A 21122-nucleotide genomic window follows, 5' to 3' on the forward strand; every position below is an offset into this window, starting at 1 on the left:
CGCGGTGCGGCCGGGCTCAGCCCGCCTGGGCGTAGTCCGTCAGTATCACGCCGGTCGCGAGGGACTCCTCGTACTCGGTGCGCGCCGTCTCCAGCAGCCGCCGCCACGAGATGACCGTCGGGCGGCGGCGCAGCAGCGCCCGGCGCTCGCGCTCCGTCATCCCGCCCCAGACCCCGAACTCCACCCGGTTGTCCAGGGCGTCCGCGAGGCACTCCGTCCGGACGGGGCAGCCGCTGCACACCGCCTTCGCCCGGTTCTGTGCCGCCCCCTGGACGAACAGTTCGTCCGGATCACTCGTGCGGCAGGCGGCCTGCGCACTCCAGTCGTCTACCCAGCCCATGCCGGCGCCGTCCTCTCCCATATCGAGGCTCCCCCACGGCGGCAACGGCATATTCACCGTTGCCAGTTGAGGACGTTACGGAAGAACGACAGCTTGCAACAGCCCCTTCGGGCTCAATCTCGAATGACCCGATTGGACTATGGGTGTCGATCAGCTCACTCGTTGGAGTGATCGCAGGTGGCACACCTTGCCAAAAGCGGAACCGGTACTCTCGCCACAGGTGTCGTCACGTAGCGTAACCAGTCACACGGGTACAGCAGGCCACAGCTGCCTCAAAACCCGGTCATCGGCGGGCAATCCGGGCAAGTCTCCTCGCCCACAAGAGTGAATGATGTTGACGCACCGAAGCTGTCGCAAGCTTGTGACAAGCCTAGGCGAACACCTGCCGCCGTGTGCGGGAATCCGCGACGTAGGGTTCTCCTCATGGCACCGAAGCGCCCACAGGCATCCCAGGCCCCAGGCAACCCCGGAGCTCCGCGCGGCAGGACCGGCGGATCACCGTTGGAGCACGCCGGCAACGGCGTGAAGTTCCTGGGTGTCAGCGTGCTGTCCGGAGTCCTGCTGGCGGGGCTCGCCCTGCCCGCCGTCGGCGCCATCGGACTGACGGCCAAGGACACGGCGGAGAGCTTCGACAACATCTCCGACGACTTCAAGACGCCGCCGCTCACCCAGGCGACCCAGATCTTCGACGCCAAGGGCGGGCTGATCGCCAAGGTCTACGAGCGCGACCGCACCGTCCTGACCGCCGATCAGATGTCGCCGTTCATGCGGCACGCCCAGGTGGACATCGAGGACGCCCGCTTCTACGAGCACGGCGCCGTCGACCTCAAGGGCATCCTCCGCGCGGTCAGCAAGAACGCGGAGAGCGGCACCGCCTCCCAGGGCGCCTCGACGCTGACCCAGCAGTACGTGAAGAACGTCAACGTGGAGAAGGCCGGCGACGACCAGGCGGCCGTCCTGGAGGCCCAGCGCAAGACCCTGGGCCGCAAGATCCAGGAGCTCAAGGTCGCCATCAAGCTGGAGGAGGACCTGTCCAAGGACCAGATCCTCACCAACTACCTCAACATCACCTTCTACGGCCACCAGGCGTACGGGGTGGAGGCCGCCTCCCAGCGCTACTTCAGCAAGAGCAACAAGGACCTGACCATCGCCGAGGCCGCCACCCTGGCCGGCATGGTGCAGAACCCGTCGTCCTACGACCCGGTGCGCTACCCCGAGAACACGGTCAAGCGCCGCAACGTCGTGATCGACAAGATGCTGGAGAACAAGCACATCACCGCCGACCAGGCGAAGGAGGCGAAGGCCGCCCCGCTGGGCCTGAAGTACAAGGACCCGCAGAACGGCTGCATCACCGCCCAGGCCGGCATGGGCTTCTTCTGCGACTACGTGCGCCACGTGGTCAAGCAGGACCCGGCCTTCGGCAAGAGCTCCGACGAGCGCAAGAAGCTCTGGAACACCGGCGGCCTGAACATCTACACCACGCTGGACCCGGACAAGCAGGCCGCCGCGCAGAACGCCGTCACCACGAAGGTCAACGTGACCGACCAGGTGTCGGCGGCCGCGACCATGATGGAGCCGGGCACCGGCAAGATCCTGGCGATGGCCCAGACCCGCCCGTACGGCCTGGACCCGAACAAGAACCAGACCGTCGTCAACCTCAACGTGGACGCTGCGATGGGCGGCGGCAACGGCTTCCAGACCGGTTCGACCTTCAAGCCGATCCTGGCCGCGGCGGCGCTGGAGTCGGGGATGTCGAACACCCAGGCGTTCCCGTCCGAGAACAAGATCGAGTACCCCCAGATGTCCACCTGCTCGGGCACCTGGAAGAACACCGAGAAGCCCAAGGCGACGGTGAAGAACGAGCAGGACAGCGAGGTCGGGCCGTACCAGCTGAAGGAGGCGATGGCCCGCTCGATCAACACCTACTTCGTGCAGATGGAGCAGCAGGTCGGCCTCTGCGCGATGAAGCAGATGGCGAACAAGCTGGGCATCACCCAGTCCGCCAAGGGCGACGCCTTCCAGGAGGTGCCCTCGATGGTCCTCGGCACCCTGGAGCTCTCCCCGCTGACCATGGCGAACGTCTACGCGACCTTCGCCGCCCGCGGCAAGTACTGCACTCCGATCGCGATCAACAAGATCACCACGGTGGACGGCAAGGACGTCCAGGTCCCGCAGGCGCAGTGCAGCCAGGCCTTCTCCGACAGCACCGCGGACTCGCTCAACGCCGTCCTGCTGAACGTGACGGAGAAGGGCACCGCCGCCGCCCTGACCATGGACGACGGTCGCAAGATCGCCGGCAAGACCGGTACCACCGACGAGAAGAAGGCCGCCTGGTTCAGCGGCTACACCCCGTCGCTGGCCACCGCGGTCTGGCTCGGCGGCCCGGCCGGCGGCGTCAAGATGAAGAACATCAACATCGGCGGCAAGCACTTCGACGACGTGTTCGGCGCGACCGGCCCCGGCCCGATCTGGGCGCTGGCGATGAACCAGGCGCTCAAGGGCACGCCGCTGGAGCCGATCCAGACCGCGAACATCCCGGACCCGCTGCCGGCCACTCCCCCCGCGGGCGCCACCCCGCCGGCCGCCGACCCGAACACCCCGCCGCCCGCCGGCAACCCCCCGCCGCCGCAGCCCGGCGGCAACCCCGGCCAGGTCGGCGGTCTGCCCGGTGGGCTGCCCGGCGGCTTCCCCGGCGGGTTCACCTTCCCGCCCCTCCCCGGCAACGGGAACGGCGGCCGGCACGGCGGCGGCAACGGGAACGGCTGACGCGGCTCCCGGGCCGGGTCAGGTGCACCGGCCGGTGACACGCCGAAGGGGCGTCCTCCAGTACGGAGGGCGCCCCTTCGGCGTGTCACCGGGGCTCGCGGAGCCGGCACCGGGCGGCCGGGCGCCGCCCAGCGGTACCCCGGCACCCCGGCCCCCGGTTCAGGCCAGGGCGGCCTTCACGGCGGCGGCGACCCGGCTGCCCTCGGCCAGGCCGTCGACCTTGGGCTTCACCAGCTTCATGACGGCGCCCATCGCCTGCGGGCCGCTCGCGCCGCTCTCGGCCACGGCGCCCGCCACGATCGCGGCCAGCTCCTCGTCGGAGAGCTGCTTGGGCAGGTAGGTCGCCAGCACCTCGCCCTCCGCCAGCTCCCGGGCCGCCTGCTCCGTCCGACCGGCGGTGCCGAAGGCCTCGGCGGCCTCCCGGCGCTTCTTCGCCTCGCGGCCGATCACCTTCAGCACGTCGGCGTCGGACAGCTCGCGCTTCTGCTTGCCCGCCACCTCCTCGCTGGTGACGGCGGCCAGCGTGAGCCGGATGGTGGACGAGCGCAGCTCGTCCCGGTCCCTGATGGCAGCCGTGAGGTCTTCTTGCAGCTGCTCCTTGAGCGTTGTCATTTCCTCTTCTTATCCTTCGGCTGTGGGTGGGCTCAACCAGGTTTCCCGCGGGCGTCCACCGGGGTTTCCGCAGTTGAACGAGTATCCCCCGACAATCCCGACGCGCCGTCACCAGCCGCCCGCCAGCGGTGCGCCGGGCCGCGGCGATCCGGACCGGGAACGGGCGGTGGTCGAGTCCGTGAACAATCGACGATCCGGGCCGGGAACGAGCGAAGGGATTCGGCCAAGGTGGCCGACAACGCTCGCACAATCTCGGCCGAAATGCCGAAAATTGCCTGCCCCGGAGCGAAGTTGCCGGTCCTGGAGGGGCAAATCGAGCGCTGTGACCGCTTCGCCGAAAATAATCGGCGTAGTACACTCGTTCGCGCGTCGCTTGAGCAGTCCGATGGCGGCGATCACCTCACCGCCGAATCATCGCCGAATCGCCTCGAATCATCGCCGGACCGCCCTCGAAGACCGCCATGAACAACTGAGACAAACCGTCAGCACGTCCCTGATTCATTATTCCACGGCATTGACACACTGCCGCCCAGGCCCCCTGCAGCCCTGACACCCTGCGGCCCGGGCACTGTGTGCCCCATGCCGGCACGAGCACTCGGGGCCGCGCTCCACCCGGCTGCCCGACCGCCCGGCCCAGCAGTGATCGTTTTCCGAGTGATTGCACGCCGCAGCACGGCGCGTTGAGTTCTGACTTTTATTCTGCTCACGACAGCAGGAAGCGCGGGGGAATGGACAACAATCAGCTTCGCTCGATGTTGGTAACCCAACGGAAGGTGGTCGGCTGGAGCCAGGAGCAATTAGCCGAGCACTCCACGGTCAGCGTCCGCACCATTCGAAATCTGGAAACCGGGGCCATCAAGAATCCGCGGCGCAGTTCCGTGGAACTGCTGGTGGGCGCGCTGTTCTCCGCGGCGACCGGCCGGGACGACACCCTGCTCTCCCAGGCCGTCCGGTCGGACATTCCGGCCGGACCGCTGCCCACCCGGCCGGGGCCCGGAGCGCCGACCCACGTCTCCGAACTCCCGGACAACGCGCGGTGGCAGGGGCTCCGCCCCAAGACGGACATCACCGTCGGGCGCCAGGCCGACCTGCTGCACGTCGTGACCGCCCTGCGTCCGGGCCGTCCGCTGGTGCTCACCGGGCCGGCCGGGGTCGGCAAGACCCGCCTGGCGCTGGACTCGGCCGCCCACCTGCTGGACCGCTTCCGGGACGGCGTCGTGGTCCTGGAGCTCGGCTCGGTCACCCCCGAGGGCGTCGACCCGGCAGCCGCCGCGGCCCAGACCCAGCGCGCGCTCGACGCGCTCTTCCAGGGCTTCGACCGCGACCCGCGGACCAACGCCGAGCTGCAGATGCTGCTGGTCGTCGACAACGCCGAGCACGTCATCGACACGGTGGCCCGGCTGGTCAGGGCTCTGCTGGCCCGGCACCCGGCGCTCCACATCGTGATCACCTCGCTGCGGGCGCCCGCCGGGGTGCCCGCCGACCTGTGGGAGGTCTCGCCGCTGTCCGTCGACCACCCGGACGGCCCGTACGGCTGCCCGCCCGCCGCCGAGCTGTTCTGCCGCCGGGTGCACTCGGTCGTCCCGACGCTGGACCTCGGCGACCAGATGCCCCAGGTGGTCGAGCTCTGCCGGCGGCTCGGCGGTCTGGCGCTCGCGATCGAGAACGCCGCCGTCCGGATGCGCTCGGTGCCCCTGCACGTCCTGATGGAGGAGTACCGGGTGCTGCCGATCCTCGGCCAGGAGGAGGTCGGCGGGCTCTCCCACCACCGCTCGCTGCACCGCAGCCTCGCCTGGGCGTACGGGCTGCTCGACGAGCGGCAGCGCCGGGCGCTCAGACGGCTCTCCCGGTTCCCCGAGGAGTTCTCCATCGACGACGTCCGGCGGGAGCCGGTCGACGGCGGCCGGGAGACCTCCCGCAACCTCGACGTCCTGGCCGAGCTGGTCGACCTCTCCGTCGTCCAGGTGAAGCGCGGCCACCACTACGCGTACCGGGTCCCCCGGATGATGCGCGAGTACGTCAACGCCATTCCGGCCTGAGGCCGGCCCGCCACCCCGCCTGGCCCGGAGCCCTGCTCCTGGCCAGGCGGGGGTGGCGGGGTGCTGTGCGTCGGCGTCGGCAGCGGGGCCGATGGGCCCCCCGCTCCCGTAACCCCTCTTCCTGGTTACGCCTATCCTGGGCCGTATGACCGACGGAGCCGACCCAGCCACCCGGAACGCAGCCGACACCGCCGACCGGGGCACCCCGCCCGGGCTGGTCCTCACCACGGCCGCGGGCGGGAGCTTCCACTTCGATCCCGGCGCCCTCTGCCTCGAACTGCTCACCACCGGCGGCCCCGGCCCCTACGCCCGGTACGAGGTGCTGCACCGGCCCGCCGACCTCGCCGCCTGGCTCCCGCTGTCCCGGCTGCGGCTGCCCGCCGACGCCGTCCGGGTCTCCCCCACCGAGCTCGCCGCCACCCGCACCCTGCGCGACGCGCTGTGGCGCCTCGCCGCCGCCCGCGCCCACGGCACCCCGGGCGAACCCGGGGACTACGCCGTCCTCAACCGGACCGCAGAGCACCCGCCGATGGTCCCCCGGATCGCCCCCGACGGCACCGCGGCCGCCCCGCTGCCCGCCGACGGCGCGCAGCTGGCCTCCACCCTCGCCCGGGACGCCATCGCCCTGCTCACCGGCCCGTACGCGGACCGGATCCGGGAGTGCGGTGCCCACGACTGCCAGCTGATCTTCGTCGACACCTCGCGGCCCGGCCGGCGGCGCTGGTGCTCGATGGAGCGCTGCGGCAACCGCCACAAGGTCCGCGCCCTGCGCGCCCGCCGCGAGTCCGAGGAGGCCTCCCCGGCCACCGCTCTCCCGGCCGCCCTCCCCACTGTCCTTCCCGCCGATCTCCCCGCCGGCTCCGGGCGTGCGCCGGCTGATCCACCGTCTGAGAGCATGGGCTGATGCGACCGCTGTACTCCGTTCCCCTCGGCATCGCCGCCGCCGGCGCCGCCTGTCTCGCCTACTCCGTCGGGTACGAGGTCCGGGCCTTCCGCCTCCGCCGGATCGAGGTCCCCGTCCTCCCGCGCGGCGCCCGCCCGATCCGGGTCCTCCAGGTGTCCGACATCCACATGGTGAGCGGGCAGGGCAAGAAGCAGCGCTGGCTGAAGAGCCTGGCCGGCCTGCGCCCCGACCTGGTGGTCAACACCGGCGACAACCTCTCCGACCCGCTCGGCGTCCCGGCCACCCTCGACGCGCTCGGGCCGCTCATGGAGTTCCCGGGCGTCTACGTCTTCGGCTCCAACGACTACTACGGCCCGGCCCGCAAGAACCCGGCGCGCTACCTCCAGGCCATGCGCAGCGGCGCCCACGGCATGAACAACCCCGACGGCACCGCCCGCCGCGGCATCACCGGCGCCGTCCACAACCCCTGGGAGAAGCTCCGCGACGGCTTCGACGGGGCCGGCTGGCTCGACCTCACCAACACCCGCGGCCGGCTCACCGTGAACGGGCTCGACCTGGAGTTCACCGGCCTCGACGACCCGCACATCCGCCGCGACCGCTACAGCGAGGTCACCGGCGGCCCCTCCGCCGACGCCGACCTCTCCCTCGCCGTCGTCCACGCGCCCTACCTGCGCGTCCTCGACGCCTTCACCGCCGACCGCTACCCGCTGATCCTGGCCGGCCACACCCACGGCGGCCAGCTCTGCGTCCCCTTCTACGGCGCCCTGGTCACCAACTGCGACATCGACACCCGCCGGGTCAAGGGCCTCTCCACCCACACCGCCGGCGGCCACCGCTCCTACCTCCACGTCTCGGCCGGCTGCGGCACCAACCGCTACACCCCCGTCCGCTTCGCCTGCCCGCCCGAGGCCACCCTCCTCACCCTCACCCCGGCCCCCCGCTGACCCCCACCGGACGCCCGCTCGAAACCGGATTTCGTGTCTCGGCGAGCGTCCGGTAGAGTTCTACTCGTCGCGAAGGAGACGGAGCGACAAACAGAAAGACCGGGGTGTGGCGCAGCTTGGTAGCGCGCTTCGTTCGGGACGAAGAGGCCGTGGGTTCAAATCCCGCCACCCCGACCCAGTGCAGAGGCCCTGCCGGAGAGATCCGGCAGGGCCTCTGTCGTTGTGTCCGACCGGCCGGGTGACCGTGCCTCAGCCGGTCCGGCGGTGGTCCCGCTCCACCCCGACTGCCGTGGCCGTGGCCTGATGGCCCCGCGGCCGTCGCCTCGTTCGGTGTTCTCCTCGATCCGCCCTGCGTCCGGCGGCCGTCCCGTCAGAGGACGGTGGTGAGTTCGGTGCGGGAGGTGATGTTGAGCTTGGGGTAGGCCTTGTAGAGGTGGTGGGCGACGGTCCTCGGGCTGAGGAAGAGCTGGGCGGCGATGTCGCGGTTGGTGAGGCCCTGGGCGGCGAGGCGGGCGATCTGGAGTTCCTGGGGGGTGAGCGGGGACTGCGGGGTGCCGGCGGGGGTGGCCGGGGTGGGGGCCGGGGTGCCGGTGGCGGAGAGTTCGGTGCGGGCGCGGGCGGCCCAGGGGTGGGCGCCGAGGCGCTCGAAGGTCTCCAGGGCGGCGCGCAGGTGGGGGCGGGCGTCGGTGCGGCGGCGGGTGCGGCGCAGCCATTCGCCGTAGAGGAGGGCGGTACGGGCCTGTTCGAAGGGGCGGTGGGCCGTTCCGTACCGGGAGAGGGCCTCGAGGTAGGCGGCTTCGGCGAGTTCGTCGGGGCCGAGCAGGGCCTGGCAGCGCAGGCGCAGGGCCTCGGCCCAGGGGCGGTCGGCGGCGGCCGTCCAGCGGGCGAAGCGTTCGTAGGGTTCGGCGGCGCGCTCGGGGGTGCCGAGCCGGACGGCGGCCTCGACCAGGTCGGGGACGGCTCGGGTGGCGCTGATGTGGTGCCGGTACGGGCCGGTGGTCAGGGCGTGCAGCCGGTCGGCGGCGTCGCCGGCGCGGCCCTGGCCGAGGTCGAGCAGGGCGAGCGCCCACTGCACCCAGGCCTGGCCGGCCGCGGGGGCGGCGGTCCGCGGACCGGTGGTGGCGAGGGAGGCGGCGGCGAGTTCGGCGCAGCGGTCGGTGCGGCCGTCGAGGGCGGCCAGGCAGGCCAGCAGCGCGGTGAGTTGGCTGACCCACTGGTGCTGGCCGGTGTCCCGGGCGAGGCCGAGGCCCTCGGTGGCGGTGAGTTCGGCGTCGCGGTGGCGGCCGTGGAAGAGTTCGGCCTCGGCGAGGAAGAACTGCAGGGTGGGCATCACGCCGACGGTGCCCTTGGCGCGGGCCTCGGCCACCAGTTCGGCGGCGAGTTCGGCGGTCTCCTCGTCGCGTCCGAGGACCAGGGTGGCGCCGCACAGCTGGACCAGGTCGACCGGGCTCTCGGCGCCGGCCCGGCGGGCGGCCTCGACGGCCTCCCGGACGGGCGGCAGCGGCCCGGCGGGCCGGCCGAGCGCGGGCAGGACGGCTGCGGGCAGGTGGCGGGCGAGCGGGGCGAGGGGGTCGTCGTCGGCGAGCGGCAGGACGGCCAGGCGGTCCAGGACGGCGACCACCGGCTCCTCCCCCGCGTACCAGGCGGCGTGGAAGGCCTGGAGCAGCATCCGGGCGGCGTGCATCGGGTCGATGTCGGTGCCCGCGGCGTCGAGCAGCAGCCGGTGGGCGGTCGGGTACGCGCCGCGCCAGAAGTGCGCGGTGGCCCGGACCTGGTCGAGCAGGGCGTGCGCCAGGACGTCGTCGGTACGGCCGGCGGCCTCGTCGGCGAGCACCTCGGCCCGGGCCAACTCGCCTTCCTCGGTGGCGGCTTCGGCGGCCAGGACGAGTCTTCGGGTGGCGCTGTCGCGGTTTGGGGTGAGCCGGGCGGCGCGCTCGTACGCGGCGGCGCCGCCGTGGCCGCCGCGGCGTTCGGCGCGGACGGCGGTGCGTTCCAGCGCGTCGGCGAGTGCGGCGTCGGGGCCGGTGGCGGCCAGGGCGAGGTGCCAGGTGCGGCGGTCGCCGTCCGGCAGCGACCGCGCGACCGCCCGGTGGGCCGTCACCTTCTGGTGGTGCGGAGCCCGCTGGAGGATCGCGGAGCGCAGCAGGGGATGCCGGAAGGCGATCCGGCGGTCGGCCGTGACCGTCACCAGTCCGGACTCCTCGGCGGGCGTGAGGTGTTCGGCGGTGACGCCGAGGGCGGCCGCGGCGGGCAGGACGACGTCCAGCGCCCCGCTCTCCTCGGTGGCGGCGACCAGCAGCAGCGTCTGGGTGGCCGCAGGCAGGCCGGTGACCTGGCCGTGGAAGGCGATCAGCAGTCGGCTGGTGAGCGGCAGGCCGCCCGGCGCCGGTGTCCGCGCGCCGGTGGCGACCGGGAGTTCGGTGAGGGCGAGCGGGTTGCCGGCCGCCTCGGCGAGCAACCGGTCGCGGACGGCGGCGGGCAGGTCGGGGCCGACCCGCCGGGTCAGCAGCCGGGTGGCGTCGGCCTCGGACAGGCCGGTCACCTGCCGTTCGGGCAGGCCCAGCGGGCGCTCCGCCGGACCGTCGCCGGGCCCGTTCGGGCCGCCGGTGCGGACGGCGAGCAGCAGGGCCACCCCTTCGGCCTGGAGCCGCCGGGCGGCCAGCAGCAGCGCGTCCAGTGAGGCCCGGTCCAGCCACTGCACGTCGTCCACGACGCACAACAGCGGGCGTTCGGAGGCGAGTTCGGCGAGCAGTCCGAGAGTGGCGAGGCCGACCAGCAGCCGGTCGGCACGCCCTGCGCCGGGGAGGCCACCGCCGGAAGTGCTGCCGTCGGAGTTGCTGCCGTCGGAGAGACCGAACGCCGCCTCCAGCGCCCGCCGTTGCGGTCCGGGCAGGGCGTCCAGCCGGTCCAGGCCGGGCGCCAGCAGCAGGCTCAGTCCGGCGTACGGCAGCTCGGCCTCGTACTCGACGCCGGCCGCCCGGATCACCCGGAACGACTCCCCCGCCCGCGCGACGGCGTCGTCCAGCAGCGCGGTCTTGCCGATGCCGGCCTCGCCCCGCAGCAGCAGCACCCCGCTGCGGCCTGCCCGCGCCCCGTCCAACAGGCCGTCCAAGGCGGCCTGTTCGCCTTCCCTCCCGTACAGCATGGACCGACCCTACCGACCCCGGCCGCGCGCCGCCGACGCCGGAGGCGCCGGTACACCCCCGGGCAGGCTACGTACCCCCATGCCCATACGTGACGGATTCGCCGCCGGCCGCCCTTCCCTACCTTGGTGAGCACCGGGAAGGACCCGGCCAACCACCCAACGGAACACGGGAGATGACCATGACCGAGATCACCGCCGCCACCCTCCAGCAGCTCGCCGAGCGCTACCTCGCGGTGTGGAACGAGACCGACCCGGCGGCCCGTCGCAAGCTGGTCGACGAGGTGTGGGCCGAGGACGGCCGCTACACCGACCCGCTGGCCGCCGTCGCCGGCCGGGACGCGATCGACGCGCTGATCGGCGCCGCCCAGGCCCAGTTCCCGGGGCTGGAGTTCACCCTCGGACCGGTCGACGCGCACCACGACATCGCCCGCTTCACCTGGAACCTCGGCCCGGCCGGCGCGGAGCCGGTGGTGATCGGCTTCGACGTGCTGACGGCCACCCCGGACGGCCGGATCGGCGCGGTGTACGGCTTCCTCGACCGCGTGCCCGGCGCCTGAGCCCCCGCTGCCGCCATAGCCGCCGTAGCCGCCGTAGCCGCCGCCGTCGACCCCGCTACCCCCGAGGAGCGGGCCGCGCCCCACCGCGTCCCGCCCCTCGCCCTCGGCCCCACCGGCCCCACCCGCCCCCTTGAGGAGAGCCCGAGATGAGCACCGCCCTGAACGCCCGGCGGCCCGCCCCGGCCGCCCCGGCCACCCCGGCCGCCCAGGCCGCACCGGCACCGGTCCCCAAGGGGCTGCTGCCGGTCGTCCTGACCGCCACCTTCATGACCGCCCTCGACATCTTCGTCGTCAACGTCGCCCTCCCCTCCCTCCAGAGCGACCTCGGCGCCGGCCCGGCCGCCGTCCAGTGGGTGATGGCCGGCTTCAGCCTGGCCCTCGCGGCCGGTCTGGTCACCGCCGGCCGTCTCGGCGACCGCTACGGCCGCCGCCGGGTGTTCGGCCTCGGCCTGGCCCTGTTCACCCTCGCCTCCGCCGCCTGCGGCCTCGCCCCGACCGCGGCCACGCTGGTCGGCGCCAGGGTGCTGCAGGGCCTGTCGGCGGCGCTGATGGGCCCGCAGGTGCTGGCGATCCTGCGGACCGCGTTCAGCGGCGCCGCCCAGGCCCGGGCCTTCGCCCGGTACGGGCTGACCATGGGCGTCGGCGCGGTGTTCGGCCAGTTGATCGGCGGCCTGCTGATCCGCGCGGACCTCTTCGGCCTCGGCTGGCGCAGCTGCTTCCTGATCAACCTGCCGATCGGCCTGGCCGCCCTGCTGCTGGTCCGCCGCAGCCTGCCGGAGTCCCGCGCCCCGCAGCGGCCCGGCCTGGACCCGGTCGGCGTGCTGCTGGTCACCACCGCGCTGACCGGCCTGGTGCTGCCGCTGATCCAGGGCCCCCAGCTGGACTGGCCGCTGTGGACCGGGCTCTGCCTGGGCGCCTCCGTCGCCCTGCTGGCCGTCTTCGCCGTGCACCAGCACCGGGCCACCGGGTCGGCCACCGCCACCCCGCTGGTCGACACCCGGCTGTTCCGCAGCCGCTCCTTCAGCGCCGGCCTGCTCGCCCAACTCGCCTTCTGGCTCGGCCAGGGCTCGTTCTTCCTGGTGCTCGCCCTGCACCTCCAGCTCGGCCGCGGCCTGGACGCCCTCGGCGCCGGACTGGTCTTCACCGCGATCGGCCTCGGCTACCTGATCACCTCCAACACCACCCACCGGGTCACCGCCCGCCTCGGCGACCGCCGCACCATCGCGTTCGGCGGGCTGCTGATGGCCCTCGGGCTCGGCCTGCTGGCCCTCGCCGGCTACGAGGCCGCCGACGGCGGCGTGGGGTGGCTGGCACCCGGGCTGTTCGTGGACGGGCTCGGCATGGGCCTGGTGATCGCCCCGGTGACCTCGGTGGTCCTGGCGGGCGTCGAGCCGCGGCTGGCCGGCTCCGCGGCCGGGGTGGTGTCCACCGTGCAGCAGGTCGGCGGGGCGCTCGGGATCGCGCTGATCGGCCTGGTCTACTACGGCGCCGGCGACCCGACCGCCGCCTTCGGCCACAGCGTCCTCGCCCTGGCGGTACTGGAGCTGGTGCTGGTGGGCCTGGTCCGGTTCCTGCCGCCCGGAGCGCCGCGCCGGGGGTGATCCCCGAGCGGGCCGGGCCGCGCCGTGACTCCCCTGGGACTGATCCCGAGCGGCCGGGGGCGGCGTCCCCGAGCGGCCCGGGTGCGGCGTCCCCGAGCGGGCCCGCGGGATCCCCGGGGAGTGACGGCGCGGCCCCGTCGGGGCCCCGGCGCCCGGGGCGGGTGGGCCGAAGCCCGCCCGCCCGTTCCCTTCCCTCGCCCCGATCGGGTTGGATGGTCGGATGAGCGAGGAGAAGAGCGCCGTACCGGCGTGGGAGCAGCGGTTCAGGGCGGCCCGGGTGTCGCTGCCCGACTGGGCCGAGGACGCCCCCGACCGGGCGCTGTACGTGTCCAACGCGACCGGCACCTACGAGGTCTACGCCTGGGACCGCGCCACCGGCGCCCACCGCCAGGTCACCGACCGTCCGAACGGCACCACCGACGCCGAGCTGTCCCCCGACGGCGACTGGGTCTGGTGGTTCGACGACCACGACGGCGACGAGTTCGGCGTCTGGCGCCGCCAGCCGTTCGCGGGCGGCCTCGACGAGGAGGCCGTGCCCGGCCTCGCCGCCTCCTACTCGGCCGGCCTGGCCCTCGGCCGCGACGGCACCGTGGTCGTCGGCCGCTCCACCGACGAGGACGGCACCACCCTGCACCTTCGCCGCCCCGGCGCCACCGAGCCGGTCGAGATCTACCGGCACGAGGAGTACGGCGGCATCGGCGACCTCAGCCACGACTCCACGCTGCTGGCCATCGACCACACCGAGCACGGCGACGCGATGCACTCCGCGATCCGCGTGGTGCGCCTGGACGGGGACGGCGGCGTCGAGACCGTCGCCGAACTGGACGAGGTCACCGGCCGGGACGAGCCGCGCGGCGTCGCCTGCCTCGGCTTCGCCCCGGTCGAGGGCGACACCCGGCTGCTGGTCGCGCACCAGCGCACCGGCCGCTGGGAGCCGATGATCTGGGACGTCGCCACCGGTGCCGAGACCGCCCTGCCGCTGCGCGACGAGCAGGGTCGCGAGCTGCCCGGCGACGTCTCCGCCCAGTGGCGCCCCGGCGCCCGGGAGCTGCTGGTGGAGCACGAGTACGAGGCGCGCAGCGAGCTGTTCTCGTACGGGCTCGCCGACGGCCGACTGACCCGCCTGGACACCCCGCGCGGCACCGTCGGCGGCGCCACCGCCCGTCCGGACGGCACCGTGGAGTACCTGTGGTCCTCCGCCGCCGAGCCCTCCGCCGTCCGCTCCACCGCCGGGACGGTCGTGCTGCGGGCGCCCGGTTCGGTGCCGCCCGGCTCGGTGCCGGTCGAGGACGTCTGGGTGGACGGGCCCGGCGGGCGGGTGCACGCCCTGGTGCAGCGGCCGGCGGCGCCCGCGCAGGGCCCCTACCCGACCGTGTTCGAGATCCACGGCGGCCCGACCCATCACGACAGCGACTCCTTCGCCGCCGGTCCGGCCGCCTGGCTGGACCACGGCTTCGCGGTGGTCCGGGTCAACTACCGCGGCTCGACCGGCTACGGCCAGGCCTGGACGGACGCGCTGCACGAGCGGGTCGGCCTGATCGAGCTGGAGGACATCGCGGCGGTCCGCGCCTGGGCGGTCGACAGCGGCCTCGCCGACCCGGCCCGGCTGGTGCTCGCCGGCGGCAGCTGGGGCGGCTACCTGACCCTGCTCGGCCTCGGCGTCCAGCCCGACAGCTGGGCGCTGGGCGTCGCCGCCGTGCCGGTCGCGGACTACCACACCGCGTACGCCGACGAGATGGAGGCGCTCAAGTCGCTGGACCGCACGCTCTTCGGCGGCACCCCGGAGGAGGTCCCGGAGCGCTTCACCGCCTCCTCGCCGCTGACCTACGTCGAGCAGGTACGGGTGCCGGTGTACATCAGCGCCGGGGTCAACGACCCGCGCTGCCCGATCCGGCAGATCGAGAACTACGTCGAGCGGCTGGAGCAGCTCGGCAAGCCGCACGAGGTGTACCGCTACGACGCCGGGCACGGTTCGCTGGTGGTGGAGGAGCGGATCAGGCAGCTGCGGCTGGAGATCGACTTCGTCCGCCGGCACCTGGGCACGGCGTCGGCGGAGACCGGCACGGGCGCCGCGGCCGGCGCCGGAGGCACCGCGTGAGACGTCTGCTGATACTCGCGGGGGCGACGGTGGCCGGGGCCCTGGTGCTCACCGGCTGCTCGGGATCGCAGCAGAGCAACGCCTCCTGCCCACCGCCCGCCGGGCCGCCGGCGCCGAGCTCCTCGGCCGTCGTGCCGACGCCGGCCGCACCCACCACGGCTCCCGGCACGGCGGCACCGCTCGCCACCGCGACACCGCTCGCCACCGCGACCAAGGCGAGCGCACCGGGCGCCGGGGTCGCCGGCGCGACCGTCCTGCGGGCGGCGTACGCGTCGGTCGGCGGGGACGAACCGGTCCAGCTCGCCAAGGGAGGCGGCGGCAAGAGCGGCTCGTCCGGTTCGAAGGGCTCGGGGTCCAAGGGCTCCAAGACCGGCCGCACCGTGCACCACCACACCGACAACTACAACTCCGGCAGCGGCAGCGGGAACGGCCGCAACTGCGTCGGCGTCCCGACGCCGGCGCCCACCGGCACCTGGACGCCGTCCCGGGCGCCCAGCGGGACACCGGCCGTACCCCTGCCGGCCGCGACGCCGGTGCCGACCGCACCGCCGAAGCCGGCGGTGCCCGTACCGGTGGCCCCGTCGGCCAAGCGCTGAGGCCCGGGGCCGCTCGGGAGCGTCAGTCCAGGACCGGGTCCAGCCCGAGGGCCCGGTCCTGCTCCGCCTCCGCCTCGCGGCGCACCAGGCGGTACCACATGAAGACCACGAACCCGCCGAAGACGAACCACTCCAGGGTGTAGCCCAGGTTCTGGAACGCGCGCAGGGTGAGCCCGTCGCCGCCCTGCGGCTGCACGGTCGGTACGGGGGCCAGCCCGGCGGGCGCGTCGTCGGCGGCCACCCAGCCGTCGTACCAGCCGTCGTACTCCAGCACGTTCAGCAGCGACGCCCGGTTGATCATGCCGAGCTGCCCGGCGGGCAGACCGCCCGCCACCGCGCCGTTGCTGCCCACCGACTCGTTGGCCTGCAGGCGCCCGGTCACCGTCACCTGACCGCCCGGCGGCGGCCCGGCGGCGGCCGGGTCCCCGGCCGCCCAGCCGCGCACCACGGCGACGGCGTGGCCGTCGGCGGTGCGCAGCGGGGTGAGCAGGTAGTAGCCCTGCTTGCCGTCCACCACCCGGTTGGGGACGAGCAGTTGGTGTTCGGTGTCGTAGCTTCCGGTCACCGTGACGGCCTTGCCGACGGTCTCCGTGCTCACCTGCGGGGCCGCCTGGTTGAGCAGCTCGTCGATCGGCCGGGCGTCACCCGAAGCGGTGACCGCCTGCTTGGCGTCCTGGTGCGTGGACACCCGGTCCTCGAACCGGCCGAGCTGCCAGGAGCCCAGCCACAGGCACACCGCCACGGCCGCCACGGCCACGACGGTGCCGCCGAGCCAGCGCGGGGTCAGGAGGAACCGGTACACACCCCCACGGTAACCACTCCTCACACCCGCCCGGCCCCCGGGCCCCGGGACACGGGATACCGGGCACCGCGGCCACCGGCCCGCCACGGCGTCCGGCCCGAGCCACGGGCGGCGGGGCGCGCCGACCGCGGTCACCCCGCGGTCACCCCGCCGTCGGCGAGGCCGACGGCTGCGGCGCCGGGCCGCCCGGGCCCTCGACCCCGCCGCGGTAGACGGTGCCGCCGCACGACACCGGCAGGGTCGCCGTGGCCGCCGCCGGGCTGCCGGGGGCGGGGGTGTGGGCGATCGTCACCGCGGTCGGCGCGGTGGTCGGGTTGCCGGTCGGGGTCGCGGTCGGGCTGGGGGCCGTGGTGGGGCCGGCCGACGGGGACGAGGAGGCCGGCGGGTTGGCGCTGGGCGCGTCGGTGGGGGCGGAGGCCGGGGCGCCGGACTCGACGGCGGGGACGTTCGAGCGCAGGGCCGCCTGGTTGACCCCGTTCGACGTGGCGGTCAGCGTGCCGGATCCGGTGCAGCTCTGGTCGGGGACCCAGGCGAACGGCACCCGGTACCCGGCCCGCGGCGCGAGCACCGGCGGCTCCCCGTCCATCGCGGGCAGCCCGGCCGCCGGGTCGCCCGGGGTGTGGTCGGCGGTGCGGACGCGGCCGCGGTCCCCGCCGCTGACGGTGGTGACCGCCACCGAGCCCGGCCCGCCGAGCCGGCAGCTGTGGTCGGAGACGTTGTAGACGGTGAACGAGCCGTAGATCCGCCCGGCCCCGTCGGCCGGGCCGACCTGTGCGACGCCCTCGCCGAGGTCCGCGCGGGTGCAGAGCAGGACGATGCCGCCGTCGCCGGCGCCGGAGGTCCCGGTGGGCGCGACGCCGCCGTCGGTGTGGGCCAGCCCGCCGCCGGGGGTGTGCGGGGCCGAGGCCGTCCCGGGCGGCGGGGTGGCGCCGCCGGTGCCGCTCGGGTCGGCGTGCGGGGCCGTACCGGAGCCGCCGACCGTTCCGGCGGTGCCGCTGGGGGAGGCGGCGGCCGGGCTCCCGGTGTCCGCCGAGCCGGGGCCGCCGGAGAGCCCGAGGTGCTCCCCCTCGTGCAGGACGGGCAGGCCGACCGCGACGACGAAGGCGAGCGCGGCCGCCCCGGTCCAGGCGCCGCGCCGGGCGGCCCGGCGGCGGGGTACCGCCCGCCGGATCCGCGGCAGCCCGCCGGCCGCGGGCTGGATGCCGGAGACGGCGCCGTGCAGCAGCTCGCGCAGCGCCCGTTCCTCGGTGGACAGGTCCAGGAGCTCCGGGACCTCGCCGGCGGGGCCGTCCGCACCGGGCGCCCCCGCACTCGGAACCCCGTCCTCCGGTCGCCGTCGGCCGCCGTCCGCCTCAGCCATGTCCGGCCTCCATCTGGACCCGGAGGGCGGCGAGTCCGCGCGAGCCGTAGGCCTTCACCGAGCCGAGCGAGATGCCCAGGGTCTCGGCGACCTGCGCCTCCGTCATGTCCACGAAGTAACGCAGCACCAGAACCTCCCGCTGACGGCGTTGCAGACCACGCAGCGCGGCCTTCAACTGGTCGCGCTCCAGGGCATCGTAGGCACCTTCTTCTGCACTGGCCATGTCAGGCATGGGCTTCGGCAGCAGTCGCAGCCCGAGGATGCGCCGGCGCAGCGTGGAGCGGGACAGGTTGACGACCGTCTGCCGCAGGTACGCCAGGGTCTTCTCGGGCTCGCGCACCCGGCGCCGGGCGGCGTGCACCCGGATGAACGCCTCCTGGACGACGTCCTCGCAGGTCGAGAGGTCGTCGAGGAGCAGCGCCGCGAGCCGCAGCAGCGAGCGGTAGTGCGCCTGGTAGGTCTCGGTGAGCAGGTCCTCGCTGGTACCCGCGTCGGTACCGGCGCCGGAGTCCGCCGCACCGCGTGCGGCCGCCGTCATCTGGTCTTCTTCCGGCCTACTCGCAGGCCACGGGGCGCGCGACGGGAAGGACACCGCGGATCTCGCCGGGATGCCCGCCCTTGCCCCCACCATCACGTTCGCCACGCACGTTGGACACTCGATCCCCTGTCATGGTTGCCCGGCCCGGGGCCCATTCTTCCGCATCGGCGGAAGAGGCCTCCAGGGGATTCCCACGGGATTCCGGACAGATTGTGTCGAGGAGCGGACACAGGTATGGACACACCTGTGGACACAAGGGGGCACATCGGGACGCGCGCGGGCCCCGGAACGCTACTCCCCCGGCTCCGCCGGCCGACCCGCCGTCAGCTCCGCCGCCACCAGTTCGGCCAGCTGCACCAGGTTGAGCGCCGCCCCCTTGCGCAGGTTGTCCCCGCACAGGAAGAGGTCCAGCGCCTCCGGCTCGTCCAGCGCCCGCCGGACCCGCACGACCCAGACCGGGTCCGTCCCGACCACGTCGTTCGGCGTCGGGAACTCGCCCGCCGCCGGGTCGTCGTAGAGGACCACGCCCGGCGCGTCCCGCAGGATGTCCTGCGCGTGCTCCTGGGTGACCTCGCGTTCGAACCGCGCGTGGACGGCCAGCGCGTGGGTGCGGACCACCGGGATGTGGACGCAGGTCGCCGAGACCTTCAGGGCGGGCAGGCCGAGGACCTTGCGGGACTCGTCGCGGATGCCCATCTCCTCGGCGGACCAGCCGCCCTCGCGCAGCCCGCCGGTCCAGGGCACCGCGTTGAAGCGCCAGCGGGGCGGCGAACGGCCCCTGATCGGCGATCAGGGCGCGCAGGTCGCCGGTCTGCCGGCCGGCCTCGGTGCCCGCCACCAGCGCGGACTGGGCGCGCAGCGCCGCCTCGCCGGCCCGGCCCTCGCCGTCGGCGGCCTGGTAGGAGGCGACCACGAGCTGCGCCAGCCCGTACTCGGCGTGCAGCGCGCCCACCGCGGCGATCATCGCGAGGGTGGTGCCGGCCGGGCTGGCGACGATGCCGCGCGGGCGGATCCGCAGCGCGGGCGCGTTGACCTCCGGGACGACCAGCGGCACGTCCCCGGCGGTGCGGAAGGCGGCCGAGTCGTCGATCACCACGACGCCCTTGGCCGCCGCGACCGGCGCCCACCGGGCGGAGACCGGCTCGGGCACGGCGAACACCGCGACGTCGATCCCCGCGAAGGCCTCCTCGGTCAGCGGGACGACCTCGACGGTCTCCCCGCGCACCACCGCCTCGCGGCCGGCCGAGCGCGGGGAGGCGACGAGGCGGATCCCGCCCCAGACGTCCTGGCGGAGCGAGAGCAGTCCGAGCAGCACCTCGCCGACCGCGCCGGTGGCGCCGACGACGGCGAGGTTCGGACGCCGGGTCATCGCCCGGCGTCCCGGCCCGGCGCCCGGGTCATCGCCCGGTGCCGCCGTTCCGCCCGCGGGTCATCGCCCGGTGCCGCCGTTCCGCCCGCGGGTCATCGCCCGGTGCCGCCGTTCCGCCCGCGGGTCATCGCCCGGTGCCGCCGTAGACGACGGCCTCGTCGCTCTCGCTGTCCAGGCCGAAGGCGCTGTGCACGGCGCGGACGGCCTCCGGCACGTCCTCGGCGCGGGTGACCACCGAGATCCGGATCTCCGACGTGGAGATCAGCTCGATGTTGACGCCCGCGGCGGACAGCGCCTCGAAGAAGGTCGCCGTCACGCCCGGGTTGGAGCGCATCCCGGCGCCGACCAGCGAGATCTTGCCGATCGCGTCGTCGTAGCGCAGCGACTCGAAGCCGATGCCCTCCTTGACCCGGCCCAGCGCGTCGATGGCCTTCTGGCCCTCGGTCTTGGGCAGGGTGAAGGAGATGTCGGTCAGGCCGGTCGACGCGGCGGAGACGTTCTGCACCACCATGTCGATGTTGACCTCGGCGTCGGCGATGGCGCGGAAGATGCGCGCCGCCTCGCCCGGCTTGTCGGGCACGCCGACGACGGTGACCTTGGCCTCGGAGGTGTCGTGGGCGACTCCGGAGATGATGGCCTGCTCCATCTCGCCCCCTTCGGGCTGGTTCGGGTTGTCGTTGCTGACGATCGTCCCGGGAAGACCCGAGAAGGACGAGCGTACGTGAATCGGGATGTTGTAGCGACGGGCGTACTCGACGCACCGGTCGAGCAGCACCTTGGACCCCGACGAGGCCAGCTCCAGCATGTCCTCGTAGGCGATCCAGTCGATCTTGCGGGCCTTCTTCACCACGCGCGGGTCGGCGGTGAACACGCCGTCCACGTCGGTGTAGATCTCGCAGACCTCGGCCTTGAGCGCGGCGGCGAGCGCCACCGCGGTGGTGTCCGAGCCGCCCCGGCCCAGCGTGGTGATGTCCTTGCTGGTCTGGGAGACGCCCTGGAAGCCGGCCACGATCGCGATGTTGCCCTCGTCCAGGGCGGTGCGGATGCGGCCGGGCGTCACGTCGATGATGCGCGCCTTGTTGTGGACGGAGTCGGTGATGACGCCGGCCTGGCTGCCCGTGAAGGACTGCGCCTCGTGCCCCAGCGATTTGATCGCCATGGCCAGCAGCGCCATGGAGATGCGCTCTCCAGCGGTCAGCAGCATGTCGAACTCACGGCCGGCAGGCAGCGGTGACACCTGCTCCGCGAGTTCGATGAGCTCGTCCGTCGTGTCGCCCATCGCGGACACCACGACGACGACCTCATGGCCGGCCTTCTTGGCGTCAACGATTCGGCGGGCCACGCGCTTGATGCCTTCGGCATCCGCAACGGATGAGCCGCCGTACTTCTGCACGACAAGGCCCACGTGCGCTCCTCGACTCGAAGTCTCTTCCGGGGGCCGCGGGCCCCCG

Annotated in this window: 15 protein-coding genes, 1 tRNA gene and 1 pseudogene; 9 read left to right on the top strand and 8 right to left on the bottom strand. The window is 74.0% G+C overall.

Going from position 1 to position 21122, the window contains the following annotated elements:
* Nucleotides 1-16 precede the first annotated feature (16 nt).
* Nucleotides 17-340, bottom strand: a complete 324-nt coding sequence (locus ACIQI7_RS06580) for a WhiB family transcriptional regulator (protein WP_030240986.1) — start codon at nt 338-340, stop codon at nt 17-19.
* A 501-nt stretch (nt 341-841) separates the two neighbouring features.
* Between ACIQI7_RS06580 and ACIQI7_RS06585 the strand changes: the two genes are divergently transcribed.
* Nucleotides 842-3106: a transglycosylase domain-containing protein gene (locus ACIQI7_RS06585; protein WP_401105783.1), complete on the top strand. Its 2265-nt coding sequence runs from the start codon at nt 842-844 to the stop codon at nt 3104-3106.
* A gap of 159 nt (nt 3107-3265) precedes the next feature.
* Here the strand turns inward: ACIQI7_RS06585 and ACIQI7_RS06590 are convergent, their stop codons facing one another.
* Nucleotides 3266-3718: a GatB/YqeY domain-containing protein gene (locus ACIQI7_RS06590; protein WP_401105785.1), complete on the bottom strand. Its 453-nt coding sequence runs from the start codon at nt 3716-3718 to the stop codon at nt 3266-3268.
* Between the two features lie 752 nt (nt 3719-4470).
* On the opposite strand from ACIQI7_RS06590, the gene ACIQI7_RS06595 reads away from it, so the two are divergent.
* From ACIQI7_RS06595 to ACIQI7_RS06610, 4 genes are all read left to right on the top strand, one after another.
* The gene (locus ACIQI7_RS06595; protein ID WP_401105787.1) at nt 4471-5757 is read left to right on the top strand and encodes a helix-turn-helix domain-containing protein; all 1287 of its coding nucleotides are present in this window, start codon (nt 4471-4473) and stop codon (nt 5755-5757) included.
* Between the two features lie 145 nt (nt 5758-5902).
* On the top strand, nt 5903-6661 hold the full coding sequence (locus ACIQI7_RS06600) for a CGNR zinc finger domain-containing protein (RefSeq protein WP_401105789.1): 759 nt from the start codon (nt 5903-5905) through the stop codon (nt 6659-6661).
* Nucleotides 6661-7605 carry a metallophosphoesterase gene (locus ACIQI7_RS06605; RefSeq protein WP_401105791.1) on the top strand — a complete coding sequence of 315 codons (945 nt, stop codon included), beginning with the start codon at nt 6661-6663 and terminating at the stop codon, nt 7603-7605. The genes ACIQI7_RS06600 and ACIQI7_RS06605 overlap by 1 nt, the downstream gene beginning before the upstream one ends.
* Nucleotides 7606-7705: 100 nt before the next feature.
* Nucleotides 7706-7779, top strand: a tRNA-Pro gene (locus ACIQI7_RS06610).
* Between the two features lie 196 nt (nt 7780-7975).
* Here ACIQI7_RS06610 and ACIQI7_RS06615 read toward each other — a convergent pair.
* Entirely contained in the window at nt 7976-10750 is a 2775-nt protein-coding gene (locus tag ACIQI7_RS06615; protein ID WP_401105793.1) for an ATP-binding protein, read from the bottom strand.
* A 179-nt stretch (nt 10751-10929) separates the two neighbouring features.
* On the opposite strand from ACIQI7_RS06615, the gene ACIQI7_RS06620 reads away from it, so the two are divergent.
* From ACIQI7_RS06620 to ACIQI7_RS06635, 4 genes are all read left to right on the top strand, one after another.
* Nucleotides 10930-11307, top strand: a complete 378-nt coding sequence (locus ACIQI7_RS06620; RefSeq protein ID WP_401105795.1) for a nuclear transport factor 2 family protein — start codon at nt 10930-10932, stop codon at nt 11305-11307.
* 146 nt (nt 11308-11453) lie between these two features.
* A complete protein-coding gene (locus ACIQI7_RS06625) occupies nt 11454-12908 on the top strand; it encodes an MFS transporter (RefSeq protein ID WP_401105797.1) in 1455 nt (484 codons plus the stop codon).
* 220 nt (nt 12909-13128) lie between these two features.
* Nucleotides 13129-15006, top strand: a complete 1878-nt coding sequence (locus ACIQI7_RS06630) for a S9 family peptidase (RefSeq protein ID WP_401105799.1) — start codon at nt 13129-13131, stop codon at nt 15004-15006.
* Nucleotides 15003-15602 carry a hypothetical protein gene (locus tag ACIQI7_RS06635; protein ID WP_401105801.1) on the top strand — a complete coding sequence of 200 codons (600 nt, stop codon included), beginning with the start codon at nt 15003-15005 and terminating at the stop codon, nt 15600-15602. Before ACIQI7_RS06630 ends, ACIQI7_RS06635 begins: the two co-directional genes overlap by 4 nt.
* 22 nt (nt 15603-15624) lie before the next feature.
* Here ACIQI7_RS06635 and ACIQI7_RS06640 read toward each other — a convergent pair whose 3' ends face one another.
* The 5 genes and pseudogenes from ACIQI7_RS06640 to ACIQI7_RS06660 all read right to left on the bottom strand — a co-directional run bounded on the left by ACIQI7_RS06640 (nt 15625) and on the right by ACIQI7_RS06660 (nt 21076).
* Nucleotides 15625-16404, bottom strand: a complete 780-nt coding sequence (locus tag ACIQI7_RS06640) for an SURF1 family protein (protein ID WP_387752432.1) — start codon at nt 16402-16404, stop codon at nt 15625-15627.
* Nucleotides 16405-16546: 142 nt separating this feature from the next.
* Nucleotides 16547-17764, bottom strand: coding sequence for a hypothetical protein (locus ACIQI7_RS06645; protein WP_401105803.1), 1218 nt, complete (start codon nt 17762-17764; stop codon nt 16547-16549).
* Entirely contained in the window at nt 17757-18302 is a 546-nt protein-coding gene (locus tag ACIQI7_RS06650; protein ID WP_359905665.1) for a SigE family RNA polymerase sigma factor, read from the bottom strand. Before ACIQI7_RS06650 ends, ACIQI7_RS06645 begins: the two co-directional genes overlap by 8 nt.
* 291 nt (nt 18303-18593) lie before the next feature.
* Nucleotides 18594-19671 (bottom strand): annotated as a pseudogene (locus ACIQI7_RS06655) (aspartate-semialdehyde dehydrogenase).
* A 124-nt stretch (nt 19672-19795) separates the two neighbouring features.
* A complete protein-coding gene (locus ACIQI7_RS06660) occupies nt 19796-21076 on the bottom strand; it encodes an aspartate kinase (RefSeq protein WP_401105805.1) in 1281 nt (426 codons plus the stop codon).
* Nucleotides 21077-21122 lie beyond the last annotated feature (46 nt).

This window comes from Kitasatospora sp. NPDC092039 (genome assembly GCF_044756065.1).
Classification (GTDB): Bacteria; Actinomycetota; Actinomycetes; order Streptomycetales; family Streptomycetaceae; genus Kitasatospora.